The organism is Mycobacterium sp. NGS27, from assembly GCF_059813005.1.
Genome location: NZ_JCALDT010000001.1, coordinates 105,599 through 120,644, shown reverse-complemented (window position 1 = coordinate 120,644; position 15,046 = coordinate 105,599). Strand labels below are relative to the sequence as shown.

Below are 15,046 nucleotides of genomic sequence, written 5' to 3'. Positions count from 1 at the left end.
GCGGTATTTGCTCTCCTGTAAGCGCCCAAATGCGTGAGCCGGGTCACTGATCCAGTCGTTGGACCTTTAATGTCACACCCGCGGCGGGAAATCGGTCGAGCAGCGCGTCGCCCATCGCGGCTGCGGGGGTGAGAACGCCATGCAGATCTGGGAGCTTGTCGCGGTCCAGCGCCAGAGCGAGGCCGCACTCCCCCAACAGCACCGACGTCGCCTTATAGCCCGGGTCGCCACGCTGCTCCATGCGCGCCACGTAACGCGCGCCGGTGGTTGTGGTGGTGAAGGTCTCGATCCGGTAGTAGCCGCGCTCTCGGGCCGCGTCGCTCGGGCCGGTTCCGGGCTTAGGCACGATGCGCTCCACCAGTTTGCGCGGCAGCAGCCGGAAATACCGGCTGCCCAATCCGAAAGTCGCCGCGCCGACCCCGCCCACCACAGCCGATGCCACCGGAGCCAACGGCGACGAGCCCAGGCTCATGCTCTCGCTGTAACGCAACCGGCGCCCGTAGGCCCAGTCCAGCAATGCGTTGCTGCGCCGCACGATTCGGGTGTTATAGGGCGCCATCAGAAAGCCCGACGTCCACAACCCGGTCAGCTCCGGCGCGATCCGACCACCACGGCGCCACGGCAAATCGGGCTGTGGGCCGATTTCGGGTTCGGCGCTGCGATCCGTGGTCAACGTGTACGGGTCGGCGAGTTGACGGCGGGCATCCGGATCGCGCGATGCGGTATCGAGCACTTCCAGCATCGACGCGACGGTTCCCCCGGACACGCCGCCGGAAAAAGACCGGACCACCAAGTCGGTGTCGCCGAGTTCGCCGGCGCCGTCGTCCCGCGCCGCCCGGTAGAGCGCATACACACTGAGGTCCGAAGGGACCGAATCGAATCCGCACGCATGCACGATGCGGGAGCCGGTGTCCGCGGCCTGCTTGTGGTAGAGGTCGATGCTTTCGCGGACGAACATCGCCTCGCCGGTCAGGTCGGCGTAGTCGGTGCCGGCGGCGGCGCAGGCGGCCACCAGCGGCAGCCCATAGCGGGTATAAGGCCCGACGGTGGTGATGACGACCTGGGTACGGGGCGCCATCTCATTGAGCGTGGAGGGCGACGAGGCGTCGGCGTTCAGAATGGGCCAGGACTGCGCGGGGTCGCCCAGCGTGTCGCGGACGGCGCGCAATTTGTCGGGCGATCTGCCGGCCAACGCGATCCGCCGGTCCGGTGCCGAGCTGGCCAGGTATTCGGCGGTGAGCTTCCCCACGAAGCCGGTCGCCCCATACAGCACAATGTCGAATTCGCGCGGCGTTGCGGTCACGGGCCCGACGCTACCCGACGATGTGGGCGACACCCCCTGGAGCCAAGAAGTGCCGGGCACAAGGCCCGGGACTTCTTAGATGTATGACGCGAAGCTAGAGATATGCCGGCGATGACGAAGAGCTCGTCGACGGCGTCAACTGCTGTCCTGCTGTGAACTCCCTGCCGATCCCTCCGCGCCGCACTGTCTTCCAGGGGATTGGGTACCCCTGAATACTTCGGGGGTCTAGCCAGCGGTCGGGTTGCTGCGCTCCTACTTCACTCGACACGAACATGGGGGGCGATGGTGGCTTTGATGCAGCGGGTGGGCTCGTTGTGGTGGAAGGGCTTCTACCCGTATTTCACGCGGCGCGCTGACGACGACATGCTGTTCTTCAACTGGGCGTACGAGGAAGAGCCGCCGATGGGCATTCCGCTTTCGGACGAGGATGAAAAGCACCGGTACCCGATTCAGCTTTACCACGCGACGGCTGCGCAAGGTGAACTGTCCGGTAAGCGGGTGCTCGAGGTCGGCTGCGGGCACGGTGGCGGGGCGTCGTATTTGGCGCGTACCTTCGGGCCGGCGTCATATCAGGGCCTGGATCGCAACCGCACGGGAATCCGGTTCTGTCGCCGCCGCCATCACGGTGTGCCCCGGCTGAGTTTCACGCCAGGCGACGCGGAAGCGTTGCCCTTCGCTGAAGGGTCCTTCGATGTGGTGATGAACGTGGAATCGTCGCACTGCTACCCGCACTTCGACCGCTTCCTGAGTGAGGTATCACGGGTGCTGGCGCCAAAGGGGTCGCTTCTGTATACGGATTTTCGCAAGCGTGCGGAATGTGGCGACTGGGAGGCGGACCTAGCCGCTGCGCCAGGCTTGCAGATCGCGTCATGGCGTGACATCAGTGATGATGTCGCTCGCGGCATGGGCTTGAACAGCCGCTACCTGTCTGCGGTGTCGGAGAACCTCTCACCAATCCCGTTCTTGCGGTCCCGGATGCGCAAGGGCGCCCCGGCGGAGGGGTCCTGGCACCAGACAGGGCTGCGTGACGGGGATGCCAGCTACCGGCTATACCATCTGGTCCGAAGCTGACCTACGCCTGAATATCGCACACGACGCGAAACGCGGTGAACCACCGAGAATCGCTTCGGGACCGTCTATGGCTGTTTGGACGATCAAGCGCCCCCGGAGCCAAGAAGTGCCGGGCACAAGGCCCGGCACTTCTTAGATGTATGACAGCGAAGCCGTCGATTGTGGCTGCGGCTCAGCCGCGGCGCCCGCAGACCGGCCAAGCGCCGATGCCCTGCGAGTGCAGCACGTTCTCGGCGACCCGGATCTGCTCCTCGCGGCTCGCGCCGGCCGGGGAGCCCGACCCACCGTTGGCGCGCCAGGTGCTCGGGGTGAACTGCAGGCCACCGGAGAAGCCGTTACCGGTGCTGATCCCCCAGTTGCCACCCGACTCGCACTGCGCGATGGCATCCCAGTTCACGCTGTACGCCCGGTGGACGGGAGGCGGCGGGACGTCCGGGCCAGGCGCCGGAGCGTCGGGAGCCGGCGGCGGCGGAGCGTCCGGAGCCGGGGGCGGCGGAGCGTCGGGAGCCGGGGGCAGCGGAGCGTCCGGAGCCGGCGGCAGCGGAGCGTCCGGGGCCGGCGGAGCGTCCGGGGCCGGAGCGTCCGGAGCGGGGCCGACGACCGGCGCGTTCGGGTCGAAGCCCGCCGGCACCTCGTCCGCGTGAGCGGTGGCCGACGGGATGGTCACGAGCGTGCCCGTGACCGCGGCGAGAATGAGCGTCTTTCGGACGTTCTTCAAGAATCTTCCTTTCGCGGTGCGCGCGCCAAAGCAAGCCCACGGATGTGGGCTGAAGCTGTCTGGTTATTGCCTGCTTTGAAACGTGCCGTCTGGGTCAGGCACGGCAGCGGCGGGCCAAGTATGCCCAGCGGGTATTACCCACCGACCACGGTCGGGCTCTCGCCGTCCGTGGCGCCGCTCGCACGCGGGTCCGTGGATTCAATTATTTGATTACTCTTCCGTAACCCGTTGTGGGCTAACAGGGACCGTAGAGAACCTCGACGCGTTAGTCATCTTGAGAAATCGGGTATCTCGTTTCGGTAACGGGTCGATCACGCCGCGGCAGCGGCTCCATTTACCCAGGTTATTGCGGCGTTTTCGGGATCGAAGCTCGATCGGATCAGCCAAACGAATGGTGAGCCGAATCACCTGTGTTTTGTGAGCTGGCGCACGTTTATTTCCGGTGCAGCGAGCCGATTCTCCAGGCATTCAACGGATCCGGATCCCCGCTGCGGGCCGGCGTAGAGTACCGCAACTTCTGCGCACTTCAGACGCCGAAACCATGCAAAATCGAACGGTATCGACTTTCCCTGCCCAGCAGCATAATTCGACGCCGAATCATGAGTCGCCCCCGGTTCGTTTCTGCCGAACCAAGCACATCAGTTTGTATCCGCTTGCTAGACAATATTTTTCATTCACACATCAAGGGATGCAAAAGGGCTGCAATGCCTTTCGTCGATAAGGCGGGGGATTCTTCGACAAAGTCCGACCGCAGCCCGCCCCGCAAATCGATAAGCGCTCTGGCGATCGCTTCAAATCACCACCGCCGCAACCGATCACGCTAGCGGCCGCCGCGCTGCAGGATTGCTCGGCACCGACTGCATGCGGAATCGCGCAATGACTATCGCGGAAATTATCGAGGTGACAAGTGCCGGTGTGTTCAGCGCGATACCAGCGGCGCCGAATTGCGGCTAAGTGAATGTCCGCCAGGCTGATCGACCCGGCGCTACACCTTCAGCCCCGCGACTGCGCGAGGGCGAGCAGGTCGCTCTCCGTATTGACGTTCGCCAGGAAGCGCGATTCCGGCAGCACGATCTGCTGCGCGTCCGAGGCGTCGATCAAGGCGCGCATCGAGCGGGCGCCACCGGCGACCAGGCCCTCGATCCGCTTGGCCAAATCGGTGCGGTACACCGCGGCCAGGTAGTGGCTGCGGCCGTCCCAGGGCAGCACAATCTCGGCGTTGGTCTCGGTGGCCAGCCGCACCAGGTCGTCGATCAATTCCGCAGACAGAAGCGGCATGTCGACCGCGCAGACGAAGGCGTACCGGGCGCCCGCCTCCGCGGCCGCCCGCAGCCCTCGTCCGGTCGCCGGAAGCGGCCCTTGGCCGCGCACCTCGTCGCGGATGACTTTCGCCTGCACGGTCGGCAACGGTTGCCCCGGTGCGGCCACCACGAAAACGGGCTCACAGCGCTGTGCGAGCACCCCGGCGACATACTCGAGGAGCGTGGGGGCACCCCCAGGGCCGGGCAGGGTGGCCTTGTCGCGGCCCATGCGCCGCGATTCACCGCCGGCCAGGGCTATTCCCGCTAGCGACACGGCCTGATCCGTGTCGAGTATCTGCTCGCCCACGTCAGTCGACGGTCCAGGTGTCGCGCCCGCGCAACAGCGACTGCAGCGCGGCGGAATCGAACGGCTTCGCGGACTGGGCCGCCTGGACCTGCGAGCGCGCCGCGTCGTCATAGGTGGGCCGGCTGATGTTGCGGAAGATGCCCAGCACCGTGTGTTCGAGGTTCTGGTCCGACAACCGCGACAGGGCAAAGGCGTAGGCCGAGTTGTCGCTGTGCGCGTCGTGCACCACGATCTCGTCGACCGACACGTCCGCCGTCTTGGCCACCTCCAGACCGAAGCCCGACTTCACGACGCAGTATTCGCCATTGGCGCCGAACACAATTGGCTCACCGTGGCGGACGTTGATGACCCGCTCCTCGGCGCCTTCCTTGCGCAGTGCGTCGAACGAGCCGTCGTTGAAGATCGGGCAGTCCTGCAGGATCTCGACCACGGCGGCACCCCGGTGCCCGGCGGCGGCGCGCAGCACCTCGGTCAGTCCGTTGCGGTCGGAGTCAAGCGCGCGGCCGACGAAGGTCGCCTCGGCGCCCAGGGCCAACGACACCGGGTTGAACGGGTGGTCCAGCGATCCCATCGGGGTCGACTTGGTGATCTTGCCGACCTCCGATGTCGGCGAGTATTGCCCCTTGGTCAGGCCGTAGATCCGGTTGTTGAACAGCAGGATCGTGATGTTGACATTGCGGCGCAGCGCGTGGATCAGGTGGTTACCCCCGATCGACAAGGCGTCGCCGTCACCCGTGACCACCCACACCGACAGGTCCTCGCGGGCCAGCGCCAGACCGGTGGCGATGGCCGGCGCGCGGCCGTGAATCGAGTGAAAGCCGTAGGTTTCGAGGTAATACGGGAATCGGCTCGAGCAGCCGATGCCGCTGATGAACACGATGTTCTCGCGCCGCAGCCCGAGGTCGGGCAGGAAGTTGCGGATGGTGTTGAGGATGACGTAGTCCCCGCAGCCCGGGCACCAACGGACCTCTTGGTCGCTGGTGAAGTCCTTGGACTTCTGCGGCTGGTCCTCAGCAGCCAACGTGGGGACCCCGTCGTTCTTTGTCAGCTTCGCGGTCACACCGAGGTCTTTGCCCGCCAGGTTGCCGATCACGTCAGTCACGAGCGTCGTTCCTCTCCCCCGCAAGCGGGTGGGGGTCCCTCCCGCTGGGGACGTGCCCCCACATCGCGTTTCGCTCTATGTTGTTGCCCGCCAAGACCATTGAGCTCATGCGCTGGCTCCAACCGTTGCTGCCGCCATCCTGGCGACCATCGTCTTGTCGTTCTCGACTTCGGCCAACGTCCCACCCAGCGCGGCGCGGATGACGCGGCCGATTTCGTCAGCCAGGAAGGCGACGCCTTGCACCTTGCTGACTGATTGCACATCCACCAGGTACTTGCCCCGGAGCAGGAACGCCAACTGACCTAGGTTCATTTCCGGCGCGACCACCTGCGGGTAGCGCCGCAGCACCTCGCCCAGGTTGGCCGGGAAGGGGTTGAGGTAACGCAAGTGGGCGTGCGCCACCTTGATGCCCTTGCGCCGGGCGCGCCGGCATGCTTCACCGATCGGGCCGTAGGAGCTGCCCCAGCCGATCAACAGCAACTCGGCGTCGCCGGTCGGGTCGTCGACCTCCAGGTCGGGGACCGAGATTCCGTCGATCTTGGCCTGGCGCAACCGCACCATGAGGTCGTGGTTGACCGGCTCGTAGGAGATGTTGCCCGAGCCGTTCGCCGCTTCCAGGCCGCCGATCCGGTGCTCGAGCCCCGGGGTGCCGGGCACGGCGAACTGCCGGGCCAGCGTCTCCGGGTCCCGTGCGTAGGGCTGGAACGGCTCGTCCGGCTTGGCGAAGGTGTGCGTGATGCCCGGCAGCGTGCTGACGTCCGGAATGCGCCACGGCTCCGACCCATTGGCGATCGCGCCGTCGGACAGCACGATCACCGGGGTGTGGTAGGACACCGCGATGCGCGCCGCCTCGAGTGCGGTCTCGAAGCAGTCCGAAGGTGAGCGCGGGGCCAGCACCGCGACGGGTGATTCGCCGTTGCGGCCGAACAGCGCCTGCAACAGGTCGGCCTGTTCGGTCTTGGTGGGCAGCCCGGTCGAAGGCCCGCCGCGCTGCACGTCGACGACGAGCAACGGCAGCTCGGTCATAACGGCCAGCCCGAGCGCTTCGGACTTCAGCGAGATGCCCGGGCCGGAGGTGGTGGTCACGCCCAGCGCACCGCCGTACGAGGCGCCGATCGCCGCGCAGATACCGCCGATCTCGTCCTCGGCCTGGAAGGTGATGACGTTGAAGTTCTTGTGCTTGGACAGCTCGTGCAGGATGTCCGACGCGGGCGTGATCGGGTAGCTGCCGAGCATGACCGGAATGTCCGCCAGCTGGCCGGCCGCCACGATGCCGTACGCCAGCGCGGTGTTGCCCGAGATCTGACGGTATTCGCCCGACGGCAGGGTCGCCCGGGACACCTCGTAAGTGGTGCCGAAGGCCTCGGTGGTTTCGCCGTAGTTCCAGCCCGCCTTCAGCGCCAGCACGTTGGTCTCGGCGACCTCGGGCTTGCGGGCGAACTTCTCCCTGATGAACTTCTCGCTGGTCTCGATCGGCCGCCCGTACATCCACGACAACAGGCCCAGCGCGAACATGTTCTTGGCGCGCTGGCCGTCCTTCTTGGTGGCGCCGATCGTCTCGACGGCCCCGAGCGTCAGCGTGGTCATCGCGACGGAATGCACCACGTAGTCCGACAACTCGTCCGTCTCGAGCGGGTTGGTGACGTAGCCCACCTTGGTCAGGTTGCGCTTGGTGAACTCGTCGGAGTTCGCGATCACCATGCCACCGCGGGGCAGGTCACCGATGTTGGCCTTGAGCGCAGCGGGATTCATCGCGACGAGGACGTCGGGCCGGTCGCCGGCGGTCAGGATGTCGTAATCGGCGATCTGAATCTGGAAGGACGAGACGCCGGGCAGGGTGCCTGCGGGGGCGCGAATCTCGGCGGGATAGTTGGGCTGGGTCGCCAGGTCGTTGCCGAAAAGCGCAGCCTCGGATGTGAACCGGTCTCCGGTGAGCTGCATGCCGTCGCCGGAGTCCCCGGCGAAGCGAATGACGACTTGTTCGAGGCGCTGACGGGCAGATCCGTTGGGGGAAGCCCCATGTGAGTCTGATGCGGCTCCGCTGCCGTTCGGATCCACGTCTTTGCCCTCCACTTTGCTCACCGGACAGACACTCCGCCGACGTTCCAGGTTACGCGCCTTCGAAGCGGCCTCGGCCCGCTAGCGCTTCATGTCACTGCCGGTATCAATTATGGCATTTCCTTGAGGGTTGTATGGCGGTCCCTTATGCATGTCACGGCGCCGTTTTGTCGGCAAAACCCGAAGTCAGGCGGAGCTACTGACGAGTACGAAACCAAACTGTGTTGTTGGTCACGTATTGCGCGTTAGCTACTGTCGCCCATACCGTGGCCGCCTCCGGCCGCCGCGGTTCCGGCGCCGGATTTTGCCTCCGCTGTTTCCGGCATCGCGATCAGATACAACACGAAGCCGGCCGCGGCGAGGGCGCCCAGGAAGGCGAACGCGGCGTTGTAGCCGGCCGCGACCACGATCGAGCCCGCGACCAGGTTCGATATCGCTGCGCCGGTGCCGGTCGCGGCCGTTATCGCCCCCAAGCTGACGTTGAATCGACCGCTTCCGTGCGTCACGTCCTGCACCACCAGGGGAAACAGAGCGCCGAACACGCCGGCCCCGACGCCGTCGAGCAGTTGCACACTCACCAACCAGTAGGAGTTGTCCGAGCACGTGTAAAGGAATCCACGGGCGGCCAGAACCGCGAATCCGGCCAGAAAGATCGGTTTTCGCCCCCACGAATCGGCCTTGGCGCCCGCCAGGTACGCCACCGGCACCATGACGACCTGCGCGGCCACGATGCAGCCGGCCATCAGGGCAGTTCCGACGTCTTTGTTGTGCAGCGCCAGGCGCTGACCGACCAGCGGCAGCATGGCCGCGTTGGCGAAGTGGAACGCGATGACCGTCACGGCGAAGATCATCAGCCGCCGATTGCCCAGCAGCCTGGTGAGCCGGGACGGGGTTCGGCGCGGTTCCCCGGGGAGGTGGTCCATGCCCCGGGCCACGTCGTGGTCGATCGCGTCACCCGGAATCCACAGTGTCGCAACAACACTGGCGCTCGCCATGGCGGCCAGCACCCAGAAGACGACGACCGGTCCGGAAACGTAGGCCAGGACGCCGGTAATCGCTGCGGCGCAGGCGTTTCCGGCGTGGTTGAACGACTCGTTGCGTCCGATCCGCCGGGAGAATCGACGGGAGCCGACCAGCCCCAGGGTGATGGCGGCCAATGCGGGAGCGAAAACGGATCCGGCGATTCCGGTGAGCGCCTGCAGTACCGAGATCGAATAGAACCCGGGGAACAACGGCATCGCCAACGACGCCGCGGTGATCGTCAGCGCGCCGACGATGATCAGCGCCCGCTTTGCCGTGCTCCTATCCACCAAGGCGCCGGCCGGGCCCTGCGCGACTATCGCCCCGATGCCGCCGACGGCCATCACGAAGCCGATCGATTGCTGATCCCAATGATGGGTCAGCAGCAAATAGATGGATAGGTACGGGCCCAGGCCGTCACGGACGTCGGCCAGCAGGAAATTCAGCAGGTCCAGGCCGTGCGCAAGACGCCGAGGAACGGCGTCGCTCGGGTCGCCGGTGTGCTCCAGGATCTAGTTAGGCGCTCTTGTCCCGACGTTCTGAACGGGACGGCTTTCGCGGAACGATCGTCGGCAACACGTTGTCCTGGACGGTCTCCTTGGTCACCACAACCTTGGCGACGTCGTCGCGGCTGGGGATGTCATACATCACCGGCAGCAGGACCTCTTCCATGATCGCCCGCAGCCCGCGAGCCCCGGTGCCGCGGTGGATCGCCTGGTCGGCGATAGCTTCCAGGGCGTCGTCGGTGAACTCGAGCTCCACATTGTCCATCTCGAAGAGCCGCGTGTACTGCTTGACCAGCGCGTTCTTCGGCTCCGACAGGATCTTGACCAACGACTCGCGGTCCAGGTTGGTGACCGATGCGACCACCGGCAGCCGTCCGATGAACTCGGGGATCAGGCCGAATTTGATCAGGTCTTCGGGCATCACCTCGGCGAAGTGATCGGTGGTGTCGATCTCGGCCTTGGAGCGCACCTCGGCGCCGAAGCCCAGGCCGCGCTTGCCGACGCGCTCGTAGATGATCTTCTCCAGACCGGCGAACGCACCGGCGACGATGAACAGCACGTTGGTGGTGTCGATCTGGATGAACTCCTGGTGCGGGTGCTTGCGACCACCCTGCGGGGGAACCGAGGCCTGGGTGCCTTCCAGGATCTTGAGCAGCGCCTGCTGGACGCCTTCGCCGGACACGTCGCGGGTGATCGACGGGTTCTCGCTCTTGCGGGCGATCTTGTCGACCTCGTCGATGTAGATGATGCCGGTCTCGGCGCGCTTGACGTCATAGTCCGCGGCCTGGATCAGCTTGAGCAAGATGTTCTCGACGTCCTCACCGACGTAACCGGCTTCGGTCAGTGCGGTGGCGTCGGCGATGGCGAACGGGACGTTGAGCATCTTGGCGAGCGTTTGGGCCAGGTAGGTCTTGCCGCAACCGGTCGGCCCGAGCATCAAGATGTTGGACTTGGTCAGCTCCACGGGCTCGTGCCGGGAGTCCCGGCCCTTTTCACCGGCCTGAATCCGCTTGTAGTGGTTGTAGACCGCCACGGCCAGCGTCCGTTTGGCGGTGTCCTGCCCGATGACGTATCCCTCGAGGAACTCCCGGATCTCGATCGGCTTGGGGAGTTCATCGAGCTTCACGTCGTCGGCGTCGGCGAGCTCCTCTTCGATGATCTCGTTGCAGAGATCGATGCATTCGTCGCAGATGTACACGCCGGGGCCAGCAATGAGCTTCTTGACCTGCTTCTGGCTCTTCCCGCAGAACGAGCACTTCAGCAGGTCACCGCCGTCTCCGATGCGCGCCATGGTGCTTAAGGGCCTACTTCCTGTTCGCCGTTGGTTTGCCGGTGCCCGGATGTGTTATCGACGCTACCCGTTTGATCGGGCCCGACGCGACCATAAGGGCCGAATCGCGTCGATGGTATTCATGCATGTCCGTATGGATGAAACATATAGCCAGACGGTGCCCGTAACTCGCGAAAGGCGCGCTTGGCGTGTCTTTGGCGTGTCGCGGTCGTAACGCGGCCGAGGCCGACCGGCTACGACCTTGCTTCCAGTGGAGGTGCCAACCCAACGCCAATGTTCACGCGAGGCCTGGCCGGCCCCCCAAGAAATCACCCTACAGTGGCGACGTGGGTTTGGCTGTGGGCTTCGAATGGCCCAGCGGATCCGTGCTGCTCGACGGCGGCTTGGCCACCGAGCTCGAAGCGCGCGGCCATGACCTTTCCGACCCGCTGTGGTCGGCGAGACTGCTCGCCGACGCCCCGCAGGACATCGCCGCGGTGCACGCCGCCTACTTTCGCGCCGGGGCCACGATCGCGACGACGGCCAGCTACCAGGCGTCGTTCGAAGGTTTCGCCGCTCGTGGATTGGATCGCCGAGAGACCGTCGGACTGTTGCGCCGCAGCGTCGAGCTCGCCAAGGCGGCGCGGGACGAAGCCGGCGTCGGCGGCCTGCTCGTCGCCGCCTCGATCGGACCGTACGGCGCGGCGCTGGCCGACGGATCGGAATACCGCGGACGCTACGGCCTGTCGGCAGCCGCCTTGAAGCGCTGGCACCGGCCACGGTTGGAGATCCTGGCCGACGCGGGCGCGGACGTGCTCGCGTGCGAAACCGTGCCCGACGCCGACGAAGCGCAGGCCCTCGTTGAGCTGATGCGTTCGGTCGGGAAACCGGCGTGGCTGAGCTTCACCGTCGACGGCGACCGCACCCGCGCCGGGCAGCCGCTGGCCGACGCGTTCGCGGTGGCGGCCGGCGTCGACGAGATCGTCGCGATCGGCGTGAACTGCTGTGCGCCCGACGACGTGTTGCCGGCCATTGCGACCGCCGCAGCCGTCGGGAAGCCCGTCATCGTCTACCCGAACAGCGGCGAGCGCTGGGACGCGTTGCGACGCAGCTGGATCGGTCCGTCGCGATTCAGCGCTGACCTGGCCGCGCACTGGGTCGCGGCGGGGGCGCGAATCGTCGGCGGATGCTGCCGGGTCGGGCCCGGCGATGTCGCGGCGGTTCGCCGAGCGTGCACTCAGGGCGAGAAATCGGGCGAAAATTCGCCGTGAGTGCACTTTCGGCGAACAGTTACGCCGTTTGCGCCGAAAGCTTTCGGTACTCCAGCACGGTGTCGATGATCCCGTAATCCTTGGCCTCTTCGGCGGTCAGGATCTTGTCGCGGTCGGTGTCCTTGCGGACCGTCGCGGCGTCCTTGCCGGTGTGGCGGGCCAGCGTGGTTTCCATCAGCGTGCGCATCCGCTCGATCTCGGCGGCCTGGATCTCCAGATCGGAGAACTGCCCCTGGATCACGCCCTGCAGCGATGGCTGGTGAATGAGCACCCGGGCGTTGGGCAGTGCCATGCGCTTGCCGGGCGTCCCGGCGGCCAGCAACACCGCCGCCGCCGAGGCGGCCTGCCCGAGGCAGACCGTCTGGATGTCGGCGCGCACGTACTGCATGGTGTCGTAAATCGCCATCAGCGAGGTGAATCCGCCTCCGGGCGAGTTGATGTACATGGTGATGTCGCGGTCGGGGTCCAGCGACTCGAGCACCAACAGCTGCGCCATGATGTCGTTCGCCGAGGCGTCGTCGACCTGGACACCGAGGAAGATGATGCGTTCCTCGAACAGCTTGTTGTAGGGATTGGATTCCTTGATCCCGAAGCTGGAGTGCTCGATGAACGACGGCAGGATGTAGCGCGCCTGGGGCTGAGTTTCGGGGTTCATCGGGCTTCTCCATTGGTGATGTGGGCGGCGCGGGTGATGATGTGGTCGACGAAGCCGTATTCGAGGGCTTCCTGCGCGGTGAACCAGCGGTCGCGGTCGGAGTCGGCCTCGATGCGCTCGATCGACTGCCCGGTGAATTCGGCGTTGAGCCGGAACATCTCCTTCTTGATGACGTGGAACTGCTCGGCCTGGATGGCGATGTCGGCCGCGCTACCGGTCACCCCGCCGAGCGGCTGGTGCATCAGGATGCGGGCGTGCGGCAACGCGTAACGCTTGCCCTTGGTGCCGGCGGCCAACAAGAACTCGCCCATCGAGGCAGCCATGCCCATCGCGTAGGTGGCGATGTCACACGGCGCCAGCACCATGGTGTCGTAGATCGCCATTCCGGCGCTGATCGATCCACCCGGGGAGTTGATGTAGAGGTTGATGTCCTTGTCGCTGTCCTCGGCGGCGAGCAGCAAAATCTGCGCGCACAACCGGTTGGCGACCTCGTCGTTCACCTCTGAACCCAGGAAGATGATGCGCTCGGACAGCAAGCGCTCATAGACCGAGTCCGTGAGGTTGAGACCCTGCGAGTTTGAACGCATGTCAGTCACGACTGAGTTACCTGCTTTCTCGAGATCCGTATTCACGACACTAGCCAACCGGGCCCACTGTTTCGCGGCCACGCACCCCCGAAAGGGCCACGTTCGCTCACAGCTTCACGGCGCGGTCACTCCGCGGCGTCGTCCTCTTCGGGGTCGTCGGCCTCAGCCTCACCCGTCGCCTCGGCCTCGTCGGCCTCCGGAGTTGGATTGTCGGCCTCCTCAGCCTCACCCGTCGCCTCGGCCTCGTCGGCCTCCGGGCGGCCGCCGAAGAATTCACTGGTGTCGATGGCGTTTCCCGCGGTATCGGTGACGGTCGCCGCCCGGATCACCTCGGCGATCGCCAACGTCCGGCGCACATCGGCGAACATGGCCGGCAGCTGGTTGTTCTCCTGGAGATAGCCCAGCAGCTGCTGGGGCTCGATGCCGTATTGCCGCGACGTAGCCACCAGCCGCTCGGTCAGGTCATCCTGGCCGACCTGGACCTGTAGCTCGTCGGCCAGGGCGTCCAGCAGCAGCTGGCGTTTGACTTCCGTCTCGGCGGCGGTGCGCGTCTCGCTCTCGAACTCTTCGCGCGACTTGCCCTGCTGGGCCAGCACCTCTTCCAGCTTGGACTCGTCGTGGTCAAGGCTGTGCAATGCGTTGTGCAGGGCGCTGTCGACCTGGGCCTTGACGATCGCCTCCGGCAGCGGGACCTCGACCTGCTCGAGCAGTGTGTCGAGGGCGGCCTCGCGAATGTTCTCGGCCTGCTGAGCACGCTTGGTGCGGCCGACCTGCTCGCGCAGGTTGGACTTCAGCTCCTCGATGGTGTCGAACTCGCTGGCCAGCTGCGCGAACTCGTCGTCGGGCTCGGGCAGCTCACGTTCCTTGATCGACTTGACCGTGACGGTCACCTGGGCGTCCTTGCCGGCGTGCTCGCCGGTCGCCAGCTGCGCGGTGAACTCCTTGGGTTCGTCGACCGACAAACCGATCAGGGCCTCGTCCAGGCCCGCGATGAGGCGACCCGAGCCCACCTCGTGCGACAGGCCTTGCGCGGCGGCGCCGGGGATCTCTTCGCCGTCGATGGTGGCCGACAGGTCGATCGAGACGAAGTCACCGTCGGCGACGGGCCGGTCAACACCGGTCAGGGTGCCGAATCGGGCACGCAGAGACTGCAATTCGGCCTCCACGTCATCGTCGCTGACCTCGATCGGGTCCACCGAAACCTTGAGCTCACCGGGGTCCGGCAGGGTGAGCTTGGGGCGCACGTCGACCTCGGCGGTGAAGGCCAGCTCCTCGCCGTACTCCTTTTTGGTGACCTCGATCTCGGGCTGGCCCAGCGGGTGCACCTCCGATTCGGCGACAGCCTGCCCGTACCGCGCCGGCAGCGCCTCGCTGACGACCTGATCGAGCATCGCCTCGCGACCAAACCTCGCCTCCAGCAACTTCGCCGGCGCCTTGCCCGGCCGGAACCCGGGCAGTCGCACCTGCCGGGCCAGCTCCTTGTAGGCGCGCTGGAAGTCGGGTTCGAGTTCCGAGAAAGGGACCTCCACGTTGATGCGCACCCGGGTGGGGCTCAACTGCTCGACGGTGCTCTTCACGGGTGTGCTCCTCAATGCTCGTTCGTTGCTCGTCATTGGCGCCGGTGGGTCCCGCTCAGGGCACCGGGCCGGTCGTGCTGGTCGGGGTGACAGGATTTGAACCTGCGGCCTTCCGCTCCCAAAGCGGATGCGCTACCAAGCTGCGCTACACCCCGCGCTGACCTCGATGATCCTAAGGCCCCTGAAACACCGGGTTGGCCACGGGCTTCGCGGCGACGTCGCAGACCTCACGAAGCGATCACAAAACCGAGTCGATTAGATTTGATCTTTGTCGCCAGCTACAGTCACGCTCGACTGAAC

At 65.8% G+C, this 15,046-nt stretch carries 12 protein-coding genes and 1 tRNA gene; 2 read left to right on the top strand and 11 right to left on the bottom strand.

Features of this window, described 5'->3' with window-relative positions; genetic code table 11:
* Positions 1-43: 43 nt before the first annotated feature.
* Complete coding sequence (locus AC5Y30_RS00490) at positions 44-1,303, bottom strand: saccharopine dehydrogenase family protein (RefSeq protein ID WP_499915368.1); 1,260 nt, start codon at positions 1,301-1,303, stop codon at positions 44-46.
* Between the two features lie 282 nt (positions 1,304-1,585).
* On the opposite strand from AC5Y30_RS00490, the gene AC5Y30_RS00485 reads away from it, so the two are divergent.
* Positions 1,586-2,374 carry a phthiotriol/phenolphthiotriol dimycocerosates methyltransferase gene (locus AC5Y30_RS00485; RefSeq protein ID WP_499915366.1) on the top strand — a complete coding sequence of 263 codons (789 nt, stop codon included), beginning with the start codon at positions 1,586-1,588 and terminating at the stop codon, positions 2,372-2,374.
* Between the two features lie 172 nt (positions 2,375-2,546).
* Here AC5Y30_RS00485 and AC5Y30_RS00480 read toward each other — a convergent pair whose 3' ends face one another.
* The 6 genes from AC5Y30_RS00480 to clpX all read right to left on the bottom strand — a co-directional run bounded on the left by AC5Y30_RS00480 (position 2,547) and on the right by clpX (position 10,677).
* Positions 2,547-3,092, bottom strand: a complete 546-nt coding sequence (locus tag AC5Y30_RS00480; RefSeq protein WP_499915364.1) for a transglycosylase family protein — start codon at positions 3,090-3,092, stop codon at positions 2,547-2,549.
* A 993-nt stretch (positions 3,093-4,085) separates the two neighbouring features.
* Positions 4,086-4,700: a molybdenum cofactor guanylyltransferase gene (mobA, locus tag AC5Y30_RS00475; RefSeq protein WP_499915362.1), complete on the bottom strand. Its 615-nt coding sequence runs from the start codon at positions 4,698-4,700 to the stop codon at positions 4,086-4,088.
* Position 4,701: 1 nt separating this feature from the next.
* Complete coding sequence (locus AC5Y30_RS00470; RefSeq protein WP_499915360.1) at positions 4,702-5,826, bottom strand: 2-oxoacid:ferredoxin oxidoreductase subunit beta; 1,125 nt, start codon at positions 5,824-5,826, stop codon at positions 4,702-4,704.
* A gap of 81 nt (positions 5,827-5,907) precedes the next feature.
* A complete protein-coding gene (locus AC5Y30_RS00465) occupies positions 5,908-7,860 on the bottom strand; it encodes a 2-oxoacid:acceptor oxidoreductase subunit alpha (protein ID WP_499916687.1) in 1,953 nt (650 codons plus the stop codon).
* 245 nt (positions 7,861-8,105) lie between these two features.
* Complete coding sequence (locus AC5Y30_RS00460) at positions 8,106-9,389, bottom strand: MFS transporter (RefSeq protein ID WP_499916686.1); 1,284 nt, start codon at positions 9,387-9,389, stop codon at positions 8,106-8,108.
* A 7-nt stretch (positions 9,390-9,396) separates the two neighbouring features.
* Complete coding sequence (gene clpX / locus AC5Y30_RS00455; protein WP_064953001.1) at positions 9,397-10,677, bottom strand: ATP-dependent Clp protease ATP-binding subunit ClpX; 1,281 nt, start codon at positions 10,675-10,677, stop codon at positions 9,397-9,399.
* Between the two features lie 326 nt (positions 10,678-11,003).
* On the opposite strand from clpX, the gene mmuM reads away from it, so the two are divergent.
* Positions 11,004-11,927 carry a homocysteine S-methyltransferase gene (gene mmuM / locus AC5Y30_RS00450; RefSeq protein WP_499915358.1) on the top strand — a complete coding sequence of 308 codons (924 nt, stop codon included), beginning with the start codon at positions 11,004-11,006 and terminating at the stop codon, positions 11,925-11,927.
* A gap of 19 nt (positions 11,928-11,946) precedes the next feature.
* Here mmuM and clpP2 read toward each other — a convergent pair whose 3' ends face one another.
* The 4 genes from clpP2 to AC5Y30_RS00430 all read right to left on the bottom strand — a co-directional run bounded on the left by clpP2 (position 11,947) and on the right by AC5Y30_RS00430 (position 14,901).
* Positions 11,947-12,582, bottom strand: coding sequence for an ATP-dependent CLP protease proteolytic subunit ClpP2 (gene clpP2 / locus AC5Y30_RS00445; protein WP_066860217.1), 636 nt, complete (start codon positions 12,580-12,582; stop codon positions 11,947-11,949).
* Positions 12,579-13,214 carry an ATP-dependent Clp protease proteolytic subunit gene (locus AC5Y30_RS00440; protein ID WP_499915355.1) on the bottom strand — a complete coding sequence of 212 codons (636 nt, stop codon included), beginning with the start codon at positions 13,212-13,214 and terminating at the stop codon, positions 12,579-12,581. The genes clpP2 and AC5Y30_RS00440 overlap by 4 nt, the downstream gene beginning before the upstream one ends.
* Positions 13,215-13,294: 80 nt before the next feature.
* Complete coding sequence (gene tig / locus AC5Y30_RS00435; RefSeq protein ID WP_499915353.1) at positions 13,295-14,746, bottom strand: trigger factor; 1,452 nt, start codon at positions 14,744-14,746, stop codon at positions 13,295-13,297.
* Positions 14,747-14,824: 78 nt separating this feature from the next.
* Positions 14,825-14,901: transfer RNA gene (locus tag AC5Y30_RS00430), tRNA-Pro, on the bottom strand.
* Positions 14,902-15,046 lie beyond the last annotated feature (145 nt).

Bases quoted from the DNA above. Each gene is read 5' to 3' on its own strand.
- AC5Y30_RS00485 (WP_499915366.1), top strand. From the start codon at position 1,586: ATGGTGGCTTTGATGCAGCGGGTGGGCTCGTTGTGGTGGAAGGGCTTC.
- clpX (WP_064953001.1), bottom strand. From the start codon at position 10,677: ATGGCGCGCATCGGAGACGGCGGTGACCTGCTGAAGTGCTCGTTCTGC.
- clpP2 (WP_066860217.1), bottom strand. From the start codon at position 12,582: ATGAACCCCGAAACTCAGCCCCAGGCGCGCTACATCCTGCCGTCGTTC.